Annotated in this window: 26 protein-coding genes; 24 read left to right on the forward strand and 2 right to left on the reverse strand. The window is 53.7% G+C overall.

Annotated elements, in window-relative coordinates:
• The 21 genes from rplV to rplQ all read left to right on the forward strand — a co-directional run bounded on the left by rplV (position 1) and on the right by rplQ (position 11,484).
• Positions 1-390: a 50S ribosomal protein L22 gene (gene rplV, locus AC6CHM_RS02070; protein WP_106716807.1), complete on the forward strand. Its 390-nt coding sequence runs from the start codon at positions 1-3 to the stop codon at positions 388-390.
• Entirely contained in the window at positions 390-1,100 is a 711-nt protein-coding gene (gene rpsC / locus AC6CHM_RS02075) for a 30S ribosomal protein S3 (RefSeq protein WP_115055393.1), read from the forward strand. The genes rplV and rpsC overlap by 1 nt, the downstream gene beginning before the upstream one ends.
• Positions 1,101-1,141: 41 nt before the next feature.
• Positions 1,142-1,555: a 50S ribosomal protein L16 gene (rplP, locus tag AC6CHM_RS02080; RefSeq protein WP_115055391.1), complete on the forward strand. Its 414-nt coding sequence runs from the start codon at positions 1,142-1,144 to the stop codon at positions 1,553-1,555.
• 12 nt (positions 1,556-1,567) lie between these two features.
• A complete protein-coding gene (gene rpmC, locus AC6CHM_RS02085) occupies positions 1,568-1,768 on the forward strand; it encodes a 50S ribosomal protein L29 (RefSeq protein WP_008124920.1) in 201 nt (66 codons plus the stop codon).
• An 11-nt stretch (positions 1,769-1,779) separates the two neighbouring features.
• Complete coding sequence (gene rpsQ, locus AC6CHM_RS02090) at positions 1,780-2,022, forward strand: 30S ribosomal protein S17 (RefSeq protein WP_115055388.1); 243 nt, start codon at positions 1,780-1,782, stop codon at positions 2,020-2,022.
• An 84-nt stretch (positions 2,023-2,106) separates the two neighbouring features.
• Positions 2,107-2,475, forward strand: a complete 369-nt coding sequence (rplN, locus tag AC6CHM_RS02095) for a 50S ribosomal protein L14 (RefSeq protein WP_008124924.1) — start codon at positions 2,107-2,109, stop codon at positions 2,473-2,475.
• 10 nt (positions 2,476-2,485) lie between these two features.
• The gene (gene rplX, locus AC6CHM_RS02100; RefSeq protein WP_008124927.1) at positions 2,486-2,797 is read left to right on the forward strand and encodes a 50S ribosomal protein L24; all 312 of its coding nucleotides are present in this window, start codon (positions 2,486-2,488) and stop codon (positions 2,795-2,797) included.
• Complete coding sequence (gene rplE, locus AC6CHM_RS02105) at positions 2,790-3,347, forward strand: 50S ribosomal protein L5 (protein ID WP_115055386.1); 558 nt, start codon at positions 2,790-2,792, stop codon at positions 3,345-3,347. The genes rplX and rplE overlap by 8 nt, the downstream gene beginning before the upstream one ends.
• A 25-nt stretch (positions 3,348-3,372) precedes the next feature.
• Positions 3,373-3,678 carry a 30S ribosomal protein S14 gene (gene rpsN, locus AC6CHM_RS02110; protein WP_008124931.1) on the forward strand — a complete coding sequence of 102 codons (306 nt, stop codon included), beginning with the start codon at positions 3,373-3,375 and terminating at the stop codon, positions 3,676-3,678.
• A gap of 12 nt (positions 3,679-3,690) precedes the next feature.
• Entirely contained in the window at positions 3,691-4,089 is a 399-nt protein-coding gene (gene rpsH / locus AC6CHM_RS02115) for a 30S ribosomal protein S8 (RefSeq protein WP_008124933.1), read from the forward strand.
• Between the two features lie 25 nt (positions 4,090-4,114).
• Positions 4,115-4,648: a 50S ribosomal protein L6 gene (gene rplF, locus AC6CHM_RS02120; RefSeq protein WP_115055384.1), complete on the forward strand. Its 534-nt coding sequence runs from the start codon at positions 4,115-4,117 to the stop codon at positions 4,646-4,648.
• A gap of 12 nt (positions 4,649-4,660) precedes the next feature.
• Positions 4,661-5,023, forward strand: coding sequence for a 50S ribosomal protein L18 (gene rplR, locus AC6CHM_RS02125; protein ID WP_008124937.1), 363 nt, complete (start codon positions 4,661-4,663; stop codon positions 5,021-5,023).
• Between the two features lie 168 nt (positions 5,024-5,191).
• The gene (rpsE, locus tag AC6CHM_RS02130) at positions 5,192-5,758 is read left to right on the forward strand and encodes a 30S ribosomal protein S5 (protein ID WP_008124939.1); all 567 of its coding nucleotides are present in this window, start codon (positions 5,192-5,194) and stop codon (positions 5,756-5,758) included.
• A gap of 67 nt (positions 5,759-5,825) precedes the next feature.
• Positions 5,826-6,026: a 50S ribosomal protein L30 gene (gene rpmD / locus AC6CHM_RS02135; RefSeq protein WP_008124941.1), complete on the forward strand. Its 201-nt coding sequence runs from the start codon at positions 5,826-5,828 to the stop codon at positions 6,024-6,026.
• Positions 6,027-6,043: 17 nt separating this feature from the next.
• Positions 6,044-6,520, forward strand: a complete 477-nt coding sequence (gene rplO / locus AC6CHM_RS02140; protein ID WP_115055382.1) for a 50S ribosomal protein L15 — start codon at positions 6,044-6,046, stop codon at positions 6,518-6,520.
• A gap of 213 nt (positions 6,521-6,733) precedes the next feature.
• The gene (gene secY / locus AC6CHM_RS02145) at positions 6,734-8,074 is read left to right on the forward strand and encodes a preprotein translocase subunit SecY (RefSeq protein ID WP_115055380.1); all 1,341 of its coding nucleotides are present in this window, start codon (positions 6,734-6,736) and stop codon (positions 8,072-8,074) included.
• Positions 8,071-8,721: an adenylate kinase gene (locus AC6CHM_RS02150; protein WP_307284552.1), complete on the forward strand. Its 651-nt coding sequence runs from the start codon at positions 8,071-8,073 to the stop codon at positions 8,719-8,721. The genes secY and AC6CHM_RS02150 overlap by 4 nt, the downstream gene beginning before the upstream one ends.
• Before the next feature lie 211 nt (positions 8,722-8,932).
• Positions 8,933-9,301 carry a 30S ribosomal protein S13 gene (gene rpsM / locus AC6CHM_RS02155; RefSeq protein WP_008124949.1) on the forward strand — a complete coding sequence of 123 codons (369 nt, stop codon included), beginning with the start codon at positions 8,933-8,935 and terminating at the stop codon, positions 9,299-9,301.
• A 129-nt stretch (positions 9,302-9,430) separates the two neighbouring features.
• A complete protein-coding gene (rpsK, locus tag AC6CHM_RS02160) occupies positions 9,431-9,820 on the forward strand; it encodes a 30S ribosomal protein S11 (protein WP_008124952.1) in 390 nt (129 codons plus the stop codon).
• Between the two features lie 124 nt (positions 9,821-9,944).
• Positions 9,945-10,958 (forward strand): DNA-directed RNA polymerase subunit alpha, encoded by a 1,014-nt coding sequence (locus AC6CHM_RS02165; RefSeq protein WP_008124954.1) that lies wholly within the window; start codon positions 9,945-9,947, stop codon positions 10,956-10,958.
• A 97-nt stretch (positions 10,959-11,055) separates the two neighbouring features.
• Positions 11,056-11,484, forward strand: coding sequence for a 50S ribosomal protein L17 (gene rplQ, locus AC6CHM_RS02170; RefSeq protein WP_115055376.1), 429 nt, complete (start codon positions 11,056-11,058; stop codon positions 11,482-11,484).
• Between the two features lie 184 nt (positions 11,485-11,668).
• Here the strand turns inward: rplQ and AC6CHM_RS02175 are convergent, their stop codons facing one another.
• A complete protein-coding gene (locus tag AC6CHM_RS02175; RefSeq protein ID WP_115055374.1) occupies positions 11,669-12,280 on the reverse strand; it encodes a LysE family translocator in 612 nt (203 codons plus the stop codon).
• A gap of 101 nt (positions 12,281-12,381) precedes the next feature.
• Positions 12,382-13,206, reverse strand: a complete 825-nt coding sequence (locus AC6CHM_RS02180; RefSeq protein WP_498171820.1) for an AraC family transcriptional regulator — start codon at positions 13,204-13,206, stop codon at positions 12,382-12,384.
• Between the two features lie 157 nt (positions 13,207-13,363).
• Between AC6CHM_RS02180 and AC6CHM_RS02185 the strand changes: the two genes are divergently transcribed.
• The 3 genes from AC6CHM_RS02185 (at position 13,364) to thrS (ending at position 18,493) form a co-directional block, all read left to right on the forward strand.
• Entirely contained in the window at positions 13,364-14,803 is a 1,440-nt protein-coding gene (locus AC6CHM_RS02185) for a DegQ family serine endoprotease (RefSeq protein ID WP_498171822.1), read from the forward strand.
• A 111-nt stretch (positions 14,804-14,914) separates the two neighbouring features.
• Positions 14,915-16,228, forward strand: a complete 1,314-nt coding sequence (locus AC6CHM_RS02190) for an AAA family ATPase (RefSeq protein ID WP_115055370.1) — start codon at positions 14,915-14,917, stop codon at positions 16,226-16,228.
• Positions 16,229-16,510: 282 nt separating this feature from the next.
• Positions 16,511-18,493: a threonine--tRNA ligase gene (gene thrS, locus AC6CHM_RS02195; RefSeq protein WP_498171824.1), complete on the forward strand. Its 1,983-nt coding sequence runs from the start codon at positions 16,511-16,513 to the stop codon at positions 18,491-18,493.
• The last annotated feature ends 5 nt before the right edge of the window (positions 18,494-18,498 follow it).

Raw genomic sequence — 18,498 nt, forward strand, 5'->3', positions numbered from 1 at the left:
ATGGGCAAGGCTAAGGCTCCGCGCCAGCTAAAGGACAACGAGGCGAAAGCCGTTGCCCGCACGCTCCGCATCAGCCCTCAGAAGCTCAATCTGGTGGCTGCTCTGATCCGTGGCAAGAAGGTTAACGCCGCTCTTGCCGATCTGGAATTTTCGCGCAAGCGCATTGCAGGAACGGTGAAAAAGACTCTCGAATCAGCTATCGCCAACGCAGAGAACAACCATGATCTGGATGTTGATACTCTGGTTGTTGCTGAAGCCTATGTAGGCAAGTCAATCGTGATGAAGCGTTTCCACGTTCGTGGCCGCGGTCGTGCAAGCCGGATCGAGAAGCCATTCTCGCATCTGACGATCGTTGTTCGCGAAGCTGAGGAAAAAGGGGAGGCCGCATAATGGGCCAGAAGATTAATCCGATTGGTTTCCGCCTGGGCATCAATCGCACCTGGGACTCGCGTTGGTACGCGAACACTGGTGAATATGGCAAGCTGCTGCACGAAGACCTGAAGATCCGCAAGTATCTGATGGATGAGTTGAAGCAGGCTGCCATTTCCAAGGTAGTTATCGAGCGTCCGCACAAGAAGTGCCGCGTTACGATCCATGCTGCCCGTCCAGGTCTGATCATCGGCAAAAAGGGCGCCGATATCGAGAAGTTGCGCAAGAAGCTGTCAGAAATGACCAATGCGGATACAACGCTCAATATCGTCGAAGTCCGCAAGCCAGAGACAGACGCTGTTCTGGTTGCTCAGTCGATCGCGCAGCAGCTTGAACGCCGCGTCGCTTTCCGCCGTGCCATGAAACGTGCCGTTCAGTCGGCAATGCGTCTTGGTGCAGAAGGCATTCGTATCAATTGCTCGGGTCGTCTTGGCGGCGCGGAAATTGCTCGTATGGAATGGTACCGTGAAGGCCGTGTGCCTCTGCATACCCTTCGTGCCGATATCGATTACGGAACTGCTGAAGCGCACACTGCCTACGGCATTTGCGGTGTTAAAGTCTGGGTATTCAAGGGAGAAATCCTAGAGCATGACCCAATGGCTTCCGAACGCCGTGCTGTTGAAGGCGATGCCAGTCATCAGGGTTCAGGCCGTCGTCGCGAAAACGCTTAAAATAGCGTCTTTCGTAACTGAGAATTTTGGAGTAGAGAACAATGCTGCAGCCTAAGCGCACAAAGTTCCGCAAGCAGTTCAAGGGCCGTATTCACGGCGCATCGAAGGGCGGCACGGATCTGAATTTTGGTGCTTTCGGCCTGAAGGCCCTCGAGCCGAACCGCGTTACAGCGCGTGAGATCGAGGCCGCTCGCCGTGCAATTACCCGTCACATGAAACGTGCCGGTCGCGTGTGGATCCGGATTTTCCCGGATGTGCCAGTTACATCGAAGCCTACTGAAGTCCGCATGGGTAAAGGTAAGGGTTCGGTTGATTATTGGGCGTCCCGTGTCGCACCAGGCCGCATCATGTTCGAGCTCGACGGTGTTTCGGAAGAAACCGCCCGTGAGGCACTTCGCCTCGGAGCTGCGAAACTTTCGGTCAAGACGCGCTTTATTCAGCGCATCGCAGAATAAGGGGTGGATGTTATGAAATCCGCAGAAGTTCGGGCCTTGAGCCTCGATCAGTTGAATGAAGAACTTGGTTCGCTGAAGAAAGAGCAGTTTAACCTGCGCTTCCAGAAGGCAACCGGTCAGTTGGAAAAAACCGCTCGCGTTCGGCAGATCCGCCGTGATATTGCGCGCATCAAAACTGTCGCCCGCCAAAAAGCGGTCGAGAGCAAGGCTTAAGGAAGAAAACCATGCCTAAACGCATTCTGCAGGGCGTTGTCGTGAGCGACAAAAACGACAAGACCATCGTGGTCAAGGTCGAGCGGCGCTATTCGCACCCGCTCCTCCAGAAGACTGTGCGCCAGTCCAAGAAGTACAAGGCGCATGATGAGAGCAACCAGTTCAAGGTTGGCGACCGGGTTTCCATCGAGGAATCCAAGCCAATTTCGAAAGACAAGTGTTGGGTTGTCGTAACTGACGCCCCGGCAAGTTAATATTAATATCTGTATGTAAGTACGCAACAATCGCGAGGGGCAAAGAAAGCCCAGTCCGGTTGAACAAGAAGAAGGCGGCTAGTCATGATTCAGATGCAAACAAACCTCGACGTGGCGGATAATTCCGGCGCACGTCGTGTCATGTGCATCAAGGTGCTGGGCGGCTCGAAGCGGAAATATGCTTCGGTCGGCGACATTATTGTCGTTTCGATCAAGGAAGCAATTCCGCGCGGCCGTGTTAAAAAGGGTGACGTGATGAAGGCTGTGGTTGTTCGTACAGCCAAAGACATCCGTCGCGCAGATGGTAGCGTAATTCGTTTCGACAAGAACGCTGCTGTTTTGATCGACAATAAGAAAGAGCCTATCGGCACGCGTATCTTCGGACCGGTTCCGCGCGAACTTCGCGCAAAGAGCCACATGAAGATCATCTCGCTGGCTCCAGAAGTTTTGTAAGGAGCAGACGATGCAGAAGATCCGTAAAGGCGACCGCGTTGTCGTTCTGGCTGGTAAGGACAAGGGCCGTACCGGCGAAGTAATCAAAGTTTTGCCGAAGGATGAGCAAGCGCTCGTTCGCGGCGTTAATCTTGTAAAGCGTCACCAGAAGCAGACACAGAGCCAGGAAGCCGGCATTATTTCGAAAGAAGCGCCGCTCCATCTGTCGAACATTGCTATTGCCGACAAGGACGGCAAGCCAACTCGCGTTGGTTTCAAGGTCCTAGAGGACGGCAAGAAGGTACGTGTAGCAAAGCGTTCAGGAGATCTGATCGATGGCTGATGCAAACATTACACCTCGTCTGAAGACACAGTACTTCGACGTGGTTCGTAAAGCTCTTCTCGAAGAGTTCAAATACGAAAACGAGATGCAGATCCCACGCATCACCAAGGTTGTTCTCAACATGGGTGTAGGCGAAGCAACAGCTGACTCGAAGAAGCCAACTGTCGCAGCTGAAGATCTGGCATTGATTGCTGGCCAGAAGCCGGTTATTACCCGTGCGCGCAATTCGATCGCTACCTTCAAGGTGCGTGAGAATATGCCGATCGGTACGAAGGTAACTCTTCGTAAAGAGCGCATGTACGAATTCATTGACCGCCTGATCACGATCGCGCTTCCACGCGTTCGAGATTTCCGCGGCCTGAATCCAAAGAGCTTTGACGGCCGTGGCAACTTTGCCATGGGTATCAAGGAACACATTGTGTTCCCGGAAATCAACTACGATAAGGTTGATCAGATCTGGGGCATGGACATCATCGTTTGCACGACTGCAAAAACGGATGATGAAGCCCGCGCTCTTCTGCGCGCCTTCAACTTCCCTTTCCGCCAGTAACGGCAAGCGTAGCGAGGTATTTGAAATGGCAAAGACGAGCGCAGTCGAAAAGAACAAGCGCCGCGGTCTTCTGGTTAAGCGTTTCGCTGCAAAGCGGGCGCGCCTGAAGGCTGTCGTGATGAATCAGTCGCTTCCTCTGGATGAGCGCTTCCGCGCCACCATCCAGCTGGCAGAACTGCCACGCAATTCCACCAAGGTTCGTATTCGCAATCGTTGCGAAGTATCGGGTCGTCCGCGCGGTTATTACCGCAAGATCAAAATGTCGCGTATCGCATTGCGCCAGCTGGGTTCGCTCGGCCAGGTGCCTGGCATCGTGAAATCGAGCTGGTAAGGAGAGAACGCGATGTCTATGACAGATCCTCTCGGCGATATGCTGACACGTATCCGTAACGCAATCATGCGCAAGAAGGGCAAGGTTTCAACACCAGCCTCCAAGCTTCGCGCTCGCGTTCTGGATGTTCTTCAGTCCGAAGGCTATATCCGTGGATATAGCCAGGTAGACTTCGACAACGGCAAGTCCGAAATCGAAATCGAACTGAAGTATTTTGAGAATGTACCGGTAATTCGTGAGATTACCCGTATTTCGAAGCCCGGTCGCCGCGTTTACGTGTCGGTCAAGTCGATCCCGCAGGTTGCGAACGGTCTTGGTATTTCGATCCTGTCGACGCCGAAGGGCGTTATGGCAGACCACGAGGCACGTGAACAGAATGTCGGCGGCGAACTGCTCTGCCGTATATTCTAAGCACCGGCTTGAAAAGGTTTGAAAAATGTCTCGTATCGGTAAAAAACCAGTGGCAGTCCCGCAAGGCGTAACAGCCAGCGTAGACGGCCAGACCATCAAGGCCAAAGGCCCGAAGGGCGAATTGTCCTTCGTTGCCAATGACGACGTAGTGGTCAAGTTTGAAGACGGTGCTGTCAGCGTTAACCCGCGTGACAACTCCAAAGTCGCTCGTTCAAAGTGGGGCATGAGCCGCACTATGGTCGTCAACATCTTCACGGGTGTTAAGGACGGTTTTGAAAAGCGTCTTGAAATCAGCGGCGTCGGCTATCGTGCAGCCATGCAGGGCAAAAACCTGCAGCTGTCACTTGGCTTCAGCCACGAAGTTGTCTATCAGGTGCCGGAAGGCATCACAGTTGCAGTGCCGAAGCCGACGGAAATTGTCGTAACCGGCATCGACAAGCAGCAGGTAGGCCAGGTCGCAGCTGAAATTCGCGAATATCGTAGCCCAGAGCCTTACAAGGGCAAGGGCGTGAAATATGCGGGCGAGAAGATCGTTCGCAAAGAAGGTAAGAAGAAGTAAGGAACTCGTGTCATGGCATCGCCGAAAGAAATCATTCAGCGTCGCGCTTCGCGTGTTCGCCGCCAGCTCAAGGCGGTTGCCGGTGACCGTCCGCGGCTCAGCGTCCACCGTTCTTCAAAGAATATCTATGCGCAGATCATTGATGATGCGCATGGTCACACTATTGCATCCGCATCCACTCTCGAAGCTGACCTCAAGGGCAAGCTGAAGACCGGTGCAGATTCGGATGCAGCGGCACTGGTTGGCAAGCTCGTTGCAGAGCGCGCCGTCAAGGCTGGCATCAAGGAAGTTGTCTTCGATCGTGGCGCTTATATTTACCACGGCCGTGTAAAGGCGCTTGCTGAAGCTGCCCGCGAAGCAGGTCTTAGTTTCTAAGATCGGACTTCAGGGTCAAGACTTTCGAAGTCCGGGACTGCAAGGGCTCGTCTCTTGTAAGCCGGACTTCGCGTACTAAAACTGTTACCGCGATCTATGTGGATCAATTGATATCCACGGCGCTGTAATGTCATTCGTGCTACCGGAAAAGAAAAAGGAATTAGGAGCATGGCACAGGAAAAGAGAGGCCGCGACGATCGTGGTGGCCGTAACGAAGAGCGCGATAGCGAATTCGTTGACAAGCTCGTACACATTAACCGCGTCGCCAAAGTTGTTAAGGGCGGACGTCGTTTCGGTTTTGCTGCTCTCGTCGTTGTCGGCGATCAGAAGGGCCGCGTTGGTTTTGGTCATGGCAAGGCGCGCGAAGTGCCGGAAGCTATCCGTAAGGCAACTGAAGCTGCCAAACGCGAAATGATCTTCGTTCCGCTGCGTTCGGGCCGTACATTGCATCACGATGTGCATGGCCGTCACGGCGCCGGCAAGGTTCTGCTTCGTGCAGCTACAGCTGGTACGGGTATCATCGCCGGTGGTCCAATGCGCGCAGTCTTCGAGACTCTCGGCGTACAGGACGTTGTTGCCAAGTCACTCGGTTCGTCGAACCCATACAACATGGTTCGCGCGACATTCGATGCTCTCAAGCATCAGATGCACCCGAAGGACATCGCTGCACAGCGCGGTATCAAGTATTCGACACTGCAGGCTCGCCGCCGCGATGTGGTCGGTTCGGAAGAATAGGCCATAAAGTGGCGCAGCAGGGCAGGGCCTACGGCTTTGCTCACTGTAGAGACTAAAGGACAAAGTCATGGTTGAGAAGAAGAAGGGTAAGACGGTTACGGTCGAACAGATCGGCAGCCCTATCCGCCGTCCGGCAGAACAGCGTGCAACGCTTGTTGGCCTGGGCCTCAATAAAATGCATCGTCGTCGCACACTTGAAGATACGCCTTCAATTCGCGGCATGATTGCCAAGGTTCAACATCTCGTCCGCGTCGTGGACGAGGCTTGATACCGGAGATTAGACAAATGAAACTCAATGATCTGAGTGAAAATCCAGGCGCAACCAAGGCTCGCAAGCGCGTCGGCCGCGGTATTGGTTCTGGTTCCGGCAAGACAGCCGGTCGTGGTGTCAAGGGTCAGAAGTCCCGTTCGGGCGTTGCCATCAACGGTTTCGAAGGCGGACAGATGCCAGTTTACCGTCGCTTGCCAAAGCGCGGTTTCACCAACATCTTCTCGAAGAACTTCAACACCGTTTCAGTCGGCCGCGTGCAGACTGCAATCGATGCCAAGAAGCTCGACCCGAAGGCTGCTGTCACGATTGAAACGCTCAAGGCTGCCGGCGTTATCCGCCGCGCCAAGGATGGCGTTCGTCTTCTGTCTGACGGCGAAATCACGACTGCGGTAACTTTCGAAGTTTCCGGTGCATCAAAGGCTGCGATCGAAAAGATCGAAAAGGCCGGCGGTACAGTCAAGCTGCCAGCTGCACCTGCAGCAGCAGAATAATACGGACAGGCAAGCGGCGATCTTTACGATCGCCGCTTGTACCTTTTCTCCCCACATCATATTTGGGGGTAAGACCGTCGATTCTCGATACCGGGTTTAGAACGGGCTCTAACGCAATTTCAGGAAAAGTGGCTGCCGGTTTTCCGTTTGAAATGGCGAAAGAACAAAAGTCGAAGCGGGATACCGCTCTGACGGCACAGACCGGAGACTATAATGGCTTCAGCCGCTGAACAGCTCGCGTCAAATCTCAATTTCTCAGCTTTTTCAAAAGCCAGTGAGCTCAAGAAGCGTATCTGGTTTACACTTGGCGCATTGCTGGTTTACCGGCTTGGCACCTATATCCCGTTGCCGGGCATCAATCTCGGCGCATTCGCTCAGGCTTTCAACAATCAGGCGCAGGGTATCCTCGGCATGTTCAACATGTTCGCGGGCGGTGCGGTTGAACGCATGGCGATCTTTGCGCTTGGTATCATGCCTTATATCTCGGCATCGATCATCGTCCAGCTCATGACGTCCGTCATTCCTGCTCTCGAGCAGTTGAAGAAGGATGGCGAGCAGGGCCGCAAGGTTATCAATCAATATACACGCTACGGCACCGTGCTGCTTGCGACTGTACAGGCCTATGCGATTGCTGTCGGTTTGCAGGGCAGTCAGGGCATTGTCACCGATCCGGGACCCTTCTTCCTGTTCTCGACGGTGATCACTCTTGTCGGCGGCACAATGTTCCTGATGTGGCTTGGCGAGCAGATTACTGCGCGCGGCATCGGTAACGGTATTTCGCTGATCATCTTCTCGGGCATCGTCGCCAACCTGCCGCAAGCCATTTCCGGTACGCTGGAACTTGGCCGTACCGGCGCTTTGTCCACGGGCGTCATTCTGGCGATTATCGTGCTGACGATTGCTGTTATCGGTATTATCGTCTTTGTTGAACGCGCACAGCGCCGCCTTCTGATCCAGTATCCGAAGCGTCAGGTCGGTAACCGCATGTTCCAGGGCGATACTTCGCATCTGCCTTTGAAGCTGAACACTGCTGGCGTTATCCCGCCGATCTTCGCTTCCTCGTTGCTGCTTTTGCCTGCAACCGTTGCCGGATTTGCCCAGAATGAACAAATGCCTGCCTGGGCGACGAGCATCCTGTCTTCGCTCGGCCATGGCCAGCCTGCCTATATGTTCCTCTACGCTGCGATGATCGTTTTCTTCGCCTTCTTCTACACGGCGCTTGTCTTCAATCCGAAGGACACTGCCGATCAGTTGAAGAAGCATTCAGGCTTCATTCCTGGCATCCGTCCCGGTGAGCGTACAGCAGAATATATCGATTTTGTGCTCACCCGTATCACAGTCCTCGGCGCAGCCTATCTGGTTCTGATCTGCATGCTGCCGGAGTTCCTTATTTCGTGGGCTGGTGTTCCTTTCTATCTCGGCGGCACGTCGCTGCTGATCGTCGTGAGCGTTACGCTCGATACGGTTGCACAGATCCAGGGGCACCTGATCGCGCATCAATATGAGGGGCTTATCAAGAAGTCGAAGCTCCGTGGAGGGAAACGCAACAGATGAGATTAATACTTCTCGGACCACCGGGGGCAGGTAAGGGAACTCAATCTCAGCGCTTGGTCGAAAAGTTAGGCATACCGCAACTCTCCACGGGGGACATGTTGCGCGAAGCAGTCACTAAGGGAACAGATGTAGGCCTGAAGGCCAAAGCCGTCATGGATGCCGGCAATCTGGTTTCTGACGAGATCGTCAATGCGATCGTCTCCGAACGCATTGATCAGCCGGATGCAGTCAAGGGATTTATTCTCGACGGCTATCCGCGCACTCTGGTTCAGGCCGATGCAGTAGAGCGCATGCTCGCTGATAAGGATCTGGAGTTGGATTGCGTGATCGAGCTTGAAGTGGACGACAACGTTCTCGTCGAGCGCATATCGGGCCGATATACCTGCGCAAAATGCGGAACCGGGTATCACGATACCAATAAAAAGCCGAAAGTTGCGGGTGTCTGCGACAAATGCGGCTCGACGGAATTCAAACGCCGTCCGGACGACAATGCTGAAACGGTGCGCACGCGCCTTGAGGCATACTACAAGCAGACTTCGCCGTTGATTGGCTACTACTATGCCAAGGGCAAGTTGAAGAAGGTTGATGGCATGGCCGACTTTGAAGAGGTCACGGCATCGATCGAGAAAATTCTGTCGGAACTCTAGGACTGACTTAATTTTCTTGGAGGAGTTGACTTTTGACAGCGATTCCTTCAAGTACGGCGCAAATTCGCTTGGATATAAAGCGGTCGGCGCCGATCCGGTAATAAAGGTTCGGGGCTGATCGTTTATGTTTGTCCTCGAATATTAATTTTCATCCCGTCATCTGGCCGCCGTATCGGTAATCCAGCTCTGCCGGTTAACAAGGAGAACAGACGTGGCTCGTATCGCTGGCGTCAACATCCCGACGAACAAGCGCGTTGTTATCGCGCTTCAGTACATTCACGGGATTGGTCAAAAATTTGCACAGGAAATCGTCGAGAAAGTCGGCATTCCTGCAGAGCGTCGCGTCAATCAGTTGACCGATGCCGAAGTGCTGCAGATCCGTGAAACGATCGATCGTGATTACCACGTTGAGGGTGATCTGCGTCGTGAAGTTTCCATGAACATCAAGCGTCTGATGGATTTGGGCTGCTATCGCGGTCTGCGTCATCGCCGCTCGCTTCCGGTCCGCGGTCAGCGCACGCATACAAATGCGCGCACCCGTAAGGGTCCTGCCAAGGCAATTGCCGGCAAGAAGAAGTAATTATTGTCCGGCGCGGTTCGCTGCGCCGGTTCTGCGTTTTGGGGCGGACGTGCTGGTTTCACACGTTAACTGAACCACGGTGGAGCCTCTGGAAATACGGAGGCGTCGAGATCAACTGAAAGGACTACTATGGCCAAGGAAGCCACACGCGTTCGCCGCCGCGAGCGGAAGAACATTTCGTCGGGCGTTGCCCACGTGAATTCGACATTCAACAATACAATGATCACCATCACTGATGCGCAGGGCAATGCGATTGCCTGGTCGTCGGCTGGTGCGCAGGGCTTCAAAGGCTCGCGCAAGTCCACACCATTTGCTGCTCAGATGGCTGCTGAAGATTGTGCAAAGAAGGCACAGGAACACGGCATGCGTTCTTTGGAAGTTGAAGTTTGCGGACCTGGCTCCGGCCGTGAATCCGCTTTGCGCGCATTGCAGGCTGCAGGTTTCACAATCACATCGATCCGTGACGTGACACCGATCCCGCACAATGGCTGCCGTCCGCGCAAGCGTCGTCGCGTCTAGTCTTTTGCTCTAGGATTTGGCCGGTGGGTTGATTTCAACTCATCGGCTTCAAGCCCCTGACGGGGTTTCCACGCTTCAAGGCCACGATTGGATGGTGGCACTGGCAAGGATAAGGAAAACATAGATGATCCAGAAAAACTGGCAAGAATTGATCAAGCCGAACAAGGTCGAGTTTCAGACTTCCGGCTCGAAGACCAAGGCTACTGTCGTCGCTGAACCGCTAGAGCGCGGTTATGGCTTGACGCTGGGCAATGCCTTGCGCCGCGTTCTTCTGTCTTCGCTGCGCGGTGCTGCCGTGACTGCGGTACAGATCGACGGCGTTCTGCATGAATTCTCGTCGATCCCTGGCGTTCGCGAAGATGTTACAGACATCGTCCTCAACATCAAGGAAATCGCTATCCACATGGAAAGTGATGGTCCAAAGCGCATGGTCGTCCGTAAGGAAGGCCCAGGCGTTGTAACAGCTGGCGATATTCAGACTGTTGGCGATATTGAAATTCTCAACCCGGAACACGTTATCTGCACGCTCGATGAAGGCGCTGAAATCCGCATGGAATTCACTGTCAACACCGGCAAGGGTTATGTTCCAGCTGACCGCAACCGCGCTGAAGATGCTCCGATTGGTCTTATTCCAGTCGATAGCCTTTACTCACCGGTCCGCAAGGTTTCCTATAAAATCGAGAACACCCGTGAAGGTCAGGTTCTCGATTATGACAAGCTGATCCTCCAGATCGAGACTGATGGTTCGATCTCCGGTGAAGATGCTGTTGCTTACGCAGCACGTATTCTTCAGGACCAGCTGGCGATCTTCGTCAACTTTGACGAGCCGCAAAAAGAAGTTCAGCAGGAACAGGTTACTGAACTCGCGTTCAATCCTGCTCTGCTCAAGAAGGTCGATGAACTCGAACTTTCGGTTCGCTCGGCAAACTGCCTGAAGAATGATAATATCGTCTACATTGGCGATCTCATTCAGAAGACAGAAGCAGAAATGCTGCGCACACCGAACTTCGGTCGCAAGTCGTTGAACGAAATCAAGGAAGTTCTGGCTTCCATGGGCCTCCATCTTGGTATGGAAGTTCCAGCTTGGCCGCCAGAGAACATCGAAGATCTCGCCAAGCGTTACGAAGACCAGTACTAATCCGGGCTCTGCCCGACAAATAAGCCCGGGCAATGAGCCCGAACTGAATAATTAGCCCGGGCAATGAGCCCGAAAAGAAAACTGAAGGAGAAGGCTCATGCGCCACGGTAATTCAGGCCGCAAGCTTAACCGGACTGCCAGCCATCGTAAGGCGATGTTTGCCAATATGGCTGCATCTTTGATCGAGCATGAGCAGATCGTGACAACGCTGCCCAAGGCCAAGGAAATTCGTCCAATCGTAGAAAAGCTTGTCACACTCGGCAAGCGCGGTGATCTGCACGCTCGTCGTCAGGCCATCTCGGCTATCCGCGATGCCAAGCTGGTTGCCAAGCTGTTCGATACGCTTGCACCACGTTATGGTCAGCGTAATGGCGGCTACATCCGCATCATGAAGGCAGGCTTCCGCACCGGTGACAATGCACCGCTCGCAGTTGTCGAATTCGTTGATCGTGATGTCAGCGCAAAGGGTTCCAAGGATTTGGCCCGCGTTGAAGAAGAGCGCGCTAACGAAGCCGAAGCAGCGTAATCAACGCTTCTACGGTAGAAAGTTTAAAGGGAGCTTCGGCTCCCTTTTTCTGTTTGTGGCTTTGGGGGCTATCCAACCAGCGCAGAGGGTGCGCAACATTGTGGGTCTCGTTGGTAAGCGAGGCGTATCGACTGCCTATCGATAGCTTAGTGATTGTGGATATCTTGAAGCCACCCACCCGAACTTAGCGCTGTGTCAAAGCAAGCTTTATACCCAACCCGATAAAAGCAGCGGCGAATGAGCGGCGCATCCATGTGAGAACGATGGGCCGGGAAATTACCTTGTCTCGAACAGAAGCTGCAAAGAGCCCATAAATGGCGAAGACAACGAATGTCATTGCCATGAATACACCGCTGAGACCGAGCATGGTCAGCACGGGTCGCCTTTCATCTGCGGTTACGAATTGCGGCAGGAAAGCGAGAAAGAAGATCGATAGTTTCGGATTAAGAATATTAATGAGGATTGCGGTCAAAGTTACACGACTAAATGAGCTTTCGGTGTTTTCCTGATCCACCCGTAGTGAGCCGTTATCGCGCAAAGCATTCCACGCCATGAACAAAAGATAGATAACGCCGAGATATTTGAGCGTCTGAAACGCAATGGCGCTCGTATGCATGATAGCAGCCAGCCCGCCTATCGCCGCTGCCATATGGGGAATTATGCCGATTGTGCAACCAAACGCCGCGGCGATGCTCGCTCTTGCGCCCCGCGTCAATCCGGTCGCCAGCGTATAAACCACGCCGGTACCGGGCGATATGACAATGATCAGTGATGTGATGATAAATTCCAGACTCATAGTCTAAGCTCCTTACTCTTATGGAGAAGGATTAAATCAAGGAATGCTGGCAGCGTCTTGGACAGGATTGCAGCGCTTATCGCCAGATGGCCGGAGGCTTACTATAGCGATGCCGCATAGGAACCGGGCGATAATCCAAACTTTTGCGCGAAAATGCGGTTCATGTGGCTTTGGTCGGCAAAGCCGCTTGCTACCGCAGTTTCTGCAAGCGCCATGCCTTGCAAGATCAGGCGGCGGGCAATATCGGCGCGTCGCTGCATAAGATAGGCGTGGGGGGTAAAGCCAGTTGCCGCTGCAAAGCCTCGCAGAATTTGAAAGCGGCTGAGACCACTTATTTTTGCCAGATCCGACAAAGTATATGATGCGGTTGGTGCATCATCTATGTGCTGCCTCACCATATGAATGGTAGGGGGGATCGGTTCTGATTTAGCTGGTTTTTTGTGCGTGATGGAAAGCAGGTCAATCAGTTTTTCTTCAGGAAGAAGCGGCTCATGCGCATTGCGCGTCAAAGCGCTGAAAAGCTCCTGAAATTGTTTGGCGGCGAGGGCGTTATCCATGGCCGGTTCAGTGAATTCCGTTGTGGTCGCACCACCTTCGTTAATATCATCAATGATATTTTCAATGAGAGCGGGGTCAAAATAGATCATCCGCCAAGAGCGGCCTGAATCGCCGATTGGTACGCCATCATGTATTTCGCCGGGATTGACGGTGATGACATAACCCGGTCCGGCTTCCACAGTACCGCGCCCGCTAAGGGATTTTTGTGCCCCTTGATGAATGACGCCAATGCCGAACTGGTCATGTGTATGGCGGGCAAAAGAATGGCGCGTAGCCGCCTCGACAATTTGTATGCCAGGATTGCCGCTCGGATAAATCCGGAAATGGCCTCTTATATTGCCCAATCGTCCATCGCCTGTTTCGTGCATATTATCTGAATGCCTATTAAAGATGAAGTCGCATCAAATAAGCTGATGGTGAAACGATATGTCTCAAATTTGCTTTGTTTAATAGCTGGTATCCTCGCTCGAAATCACCACATTGGTCGAAGCAGTTTGACTGATTCATTAGCTATCGGAGATTAATATGGGTTCTGTTTCGCGAAGCTCGACAATAGGCGCTTCGGCCCGGGCGATTTTGCTTGGTGCGGCTGTCTTTTCCGCTACCGCTCTTCCGGTTTATGCGCAAACTGCAGATACTACAAAGCAAGTGCCGGAAAGCCGTACCGAGGCGCAACTATCCTTTGCGCCGCTGGTCAAACAGACAGCGGGCGCTGTGGTCAATGTCTATGCGGCCCATTCGGTTCAGCAACGCTCGCCTTTTGCGGGGGATCCATTTTTTGAACAGTTCTTCGGTGGGAGACAGTTTAGCGGTCCGCCTCGCGTTCAGTCATCGCTTGGCTCCGGCGTGATTGTGGACGGTTCGGGCATTATCGTAACCAATAATCATGTCATCCGCGACGCTGACACCGTAAAAATCGCGCTGTCAGATGGCCGCGAGTTTGAATCGAAAGTCCTTCTCAAGGATGAGTCGACAGATCTGGCCATATTGAAAATTGATGCCGGCGAACCGCTGCCATCTTTGAAACTTGCAGATTCCGACAAGGTTGAGGTGGGTGATCTGGTTCTGGCTATCGGTAACCCGTTCGGTGTCGGTCAGACTGTGACGAGCGGCATCGTCTCGGCACAGGCGCGCACGCGCGTCGGTATTTCCGACTTTGATTTTTTCATTCAGACCGATGCGGCCATCAATCCCGGTAATTCGGGCGGCGCCTTGATTGGCATGGATGGAGAACTTGTCGGCGTGAATACCGCAATTTTCTCCAAGTCCGGTGGCTCCGTTGGAATCGGATTTGCCATACCGGCCAATATGGTGCGCGCAGTTGTTGATACAGCCAAGGGCGGCGCAGACACATTCGAGCGCCCCTATATCGGTGCTGCTTTCCAAAACGTGACCGCTGATGTGGCCGAAAGTCTTGGAATGAGACAGCCTTACGGCGCGCTCGTAACCGATATCACCAAAGGTGGCCCGGCTGATAAAGGCGGATTGCAGGTTGGTGACGTGGTGTTGAATGTTGATGGCGTTCGCATTGAAAATCCGGATGGGCTTGGATATCGCATGACGACGGCGGGCATCGGCAAGACAGTCAAGTTCGACATATTGAGCCGTTCCAAGGAAAAGTCCGTCTCAGTGACTTTGCAAAAGCCCGATCCTGACTCTGCGGACAATAAACTGATGATTCAAGGCAAGAACCCGCTTTCGGGTGCACTTGTTCTCAAGCTAAGCCCTGCAAGCCTCGCGCGTTTGCGCTTGCCGGAGGGGACGGACGGTGTTGCTGTTGACAAGGTCTATCCAAACTCTCCAGCTGCGCGTATCGGTTTGCAACCCGGCGATATTATCCGGGGCATAAATGGCACCTCAATTGACAGTATTGCCGATCTTAGCAAGGCAATGTCGACCAATCCCGCGCTTTGGCGCTTCGAATTTGAGCGCGGGGGTGCCATAATTCGTCAGATCATTCGGTAGAGCGTTTTGCTTTTTAAAAACGACGCTCTAAACTTTTTTACGCAATTTCGGACGCAAAACCGCTTCACACTTTTGCTGGAATTGCTTTAGACGCGACAAGGCAGCAAGAGCATGGCGGATTTATTTTCAGTAAGCGGCGATCCTGCTTCGGACAGAAGCAGGCCGCTTGCTGACCGCCTGCGACCGCGTAACCTGAGCGAGGTCACCGGCCAGACACATCTGACGGGACCGGAAGGCGCGCTGACGCGGATGATCGATTCCGGTTCGCTCGGATCGATGATCTTCTGGGGACCGCCCGGAACAGGCAAGACCACCGTTGCCCGGCTGCTCGCCAATGAGACAAATCTCGCATTTGAGCAGATATCTGCGATATTTTCCGGTGTGGCCGACCTGAAAAAGGTCTTTGAGATGGCACGGTCACGGAAAATGTCCGGCCGCCAGACATTGCTCTTTGTTGACGAAATTCATCGCTTCAACCGCGCCCAGCAGGACTCATTTCTGCCGGTCATGGAGGATGGAACGATCGTGCTGGTGGGCGCCACGACGGAAAATCCCTCCTTTGAACTCAATGCGGCTTTGCTATCGCGGGCGCGGGTTCTGGTGTTTAAACCCCATGATGAAACCAGTCTTGTGGCATTGCTCGAGCGGGCGGAAAGCCATGAGGGCAAAGCGCTTCCGTTGAATGACGAGGCGCGGGCAAGTCTGGTACGCATGGCGGATGGTGATGGCCGCGCAATTTTGACGCTGGCTGAAGAGGTTTGGCGCGCGGCGCGTGAAGGCGAGGTTTTTGATGCGGAACGGGTGCAGCAGATCGTGCAACGGCGCGCTCCTGTCTATGATAAGGGGCAGGATGGCCATTACAATCTGATCTCTGCCTTGCATAAATCCGTGCGCGGCTCTGATCCCGACGCGGCATTATACTATTTGTGCCGCATGTTCGATGCTGGTGAAGACCCGTTGTTTCTGGGACGCAGGCTCGTTCGCATGGCAAGCGAAGACATTGGCCTTGCCGATCCGCAGGCTCTGGTCATCTGCAATGCAGCAAAGGATGCCTATGATTATCTGGGGTCGCCTGAAGGTGAACTGGCGCTGGCGCAAGCCTGCGTCTATCTCGCTACGGCGCCGAAATCCAATGCGGTTTATACAGCCTATAAGGCAGCAATGGGAGCGGCCAAAGCCAATGGCTCACTGCTTCCGCCCAAACATATTCTCAATGCGCCGACAAAGCTGATGAAGGGTGAGGGTTATGGCAAGGGTTATGCCTATGATCATGACCAGCCTGACGCCTTTTCCGGGCAGAACTATTTTCCGGAAGCGCTTGGACGGCAAAGCTTCTACGATCCGCCGGAGCGCGGGTTCGAACGGGAAATCCGCAAGCGCATGGAATATTGGCAAAAGCTGCGCCAGGAGCGCGGCGAGGAGTAGCGTTGGCTGCACAATCGCTATGCGTGGTTCGACGGAGCTCACCATGAGGAAGATCGGTGTGCTGCAATAATGGTCTCCAGCGTGGAAAATTCAACTTTCTGCAATCCACGAGTTTCCTCATGGTGAGCCCCGTCGAACCACGCACATGATCTATGCATGCTTTTATCCCAAACCTCTTTACCTCAAAGCAATCTGCATTTAGAAGTCCGCGACCGGATAAGAAATCCGGGAGTTTTAGAAAACCACCCGCAATCGTTGGCGGGACTGGATAGGAGAAGTCTTATGTCGCAAGCAGTTGCCAAAACTGTATCCATGCAATTCCCCGATGGCTCAAAGCGTGAATATGACGCCGCCATGACCGGTGCGGAACTTGCAGAATCCATTTCAAAATCGCTCGCCAAGAAAGCTGTGGCCTATGCTGTCGATGGCACGGTCCGCGATTTGTCTGATCCGCTTGGTGCGTCAGGCGCTATCGAAATATTGACCCGTGATGATCCGCGCGCGCTTGAACTCATCCGTCATGATTGCGCGCACGTTCTGGCGGAAGCGGTCCAGGAGCTTTTCCCCGGAACGCAGGTCACTATCGGACCGGTTATCGAAAACGGTTTCTACTATGACTTTGCCAAGAACGAGCCGTTTACGCCGGAAGACCTTCCGCTGATCGAGAAGAAGATGCGGGAGATCATCGCCCGCAACAAGCCTTTCACCAAGGAAATCTGGTCGCGTGAAAAGGCCCGTCAGGTCTTTGCCGAAAAGGGCGAAGTCTACAAGGTTGAGCTCGTTGATGCGATTGCCGAAGGGCAGGACCTGAAAATCTATGCGCAGGGCGACTGGTATGATCTATGCCGTGGACCCCATATGGCCTCAACAGGGCAGATCGGCAACTCCTTCAAGTTGATGAAGGTTGCAGGTGCCTATTGGCGCGGTGATAGCAATAATCCGATGCTGAGCCGCATCTATGGCACAGCCTTTGCCAATGATAATGATCTCAACGCCTATCTTCATATGCTGGAAGAGGCAGAAAAGCGCGATCATCGCAAGCTCGGCCGTGAGATGGACCTGTTTCATTTCCAGGAAGAGGGGCCGGGCGTCGTGTTCTGGCATGCCAAGGGCTGGCGCATGTTCCAGTCTCTGGTCAGCTATATGCGTCGGCGGCTTGATGGCGTCTATCAGGAGGTCAACGCACCGCAAGTGCTCGACAAGTCGCTTTGGGAGACTTCCGGTCACTGGGGCTGGTATCGTGACAATATGTTCAAGGTCACGGTCGCAGGCGACGAGACCGACGATGAACGCGTCTTTGCGCTTAAGCCGATGAACTGTCCGGGTCATGTGCAGATATTCAAGCATGGCCTGAAATCATACCGCGATCTGCCGGTGCGCCTTGCAGAATTTGGCAATGTGCATCGCTATGAGCCATCAGGCGCGTTGCATGGTTTGATGCGTGTGCGTGGCTTTACGCAGGATGACGCGCATGTGTTCTGCACGGATGAGCAGATGGCCGCCGAATGTCTGCGCATCAATGATCTCATTCTTTCAGTCTACAAGGATTTTGGCTTCGAAGGCATCACGATCAAGCTCTCGACACGTCCTGAAAAGCGAGTCGGCTCGGATGAATTATGGGACCGTGCCGAGGCGGTCATGACCGGCGTACTTGAGCAGATCCAGCAACAGTCAAACGACATCAAAACTGGAATTCTGCCGGGCGAGGGTGCGTTTTACGGCCCCAAATTCGAGTATACCCTGAAGGACGCTATTGGCCGTGAGTGGCAATGCGGCACGACTCAGGTCGACTTCAACCTGCCGGAGCGTTTCGGTGCATTTTATATCGACTCAACATCGGAGAAGAAGCAGCCGGTTATGATCCATCGCGCCATTTGCGGTTCCATGGAGCGCTTTCTCGGCATTTTGATCGAGAACTTTGCGGGTCACATGCCGCTATGGTTCGCGCCGGTGCAAGTTGTGGTTGCGACGATCACGACGGAAGCCGATGATTATGGCCGTCAGGTCGCCAAGGAGCTGAAAGCCGCAGGTCTTCAGGTCATAACCGACTTCCGCAATGAGAAGATCAACTACAAGGTGCGTGAGCATTCCTTGCAGAAAGTTCCGGTGATTCTCGTTTGCGGCATGCGTGAAGCGGAAGAGCGAACAGTGAATATGCGCCGTCTTGGTTCGCAAAACCAGACTTCTCTCTCATTGGACGAGGCAATACAGCAATTGAAGCACGAGGCTACGCCTCCCGATCTTCTGCGTCTGGCTGCCGAATGACAATG

This window comes from Phyllobacterium sp. GQ127 (assembly GCF_059758635.1).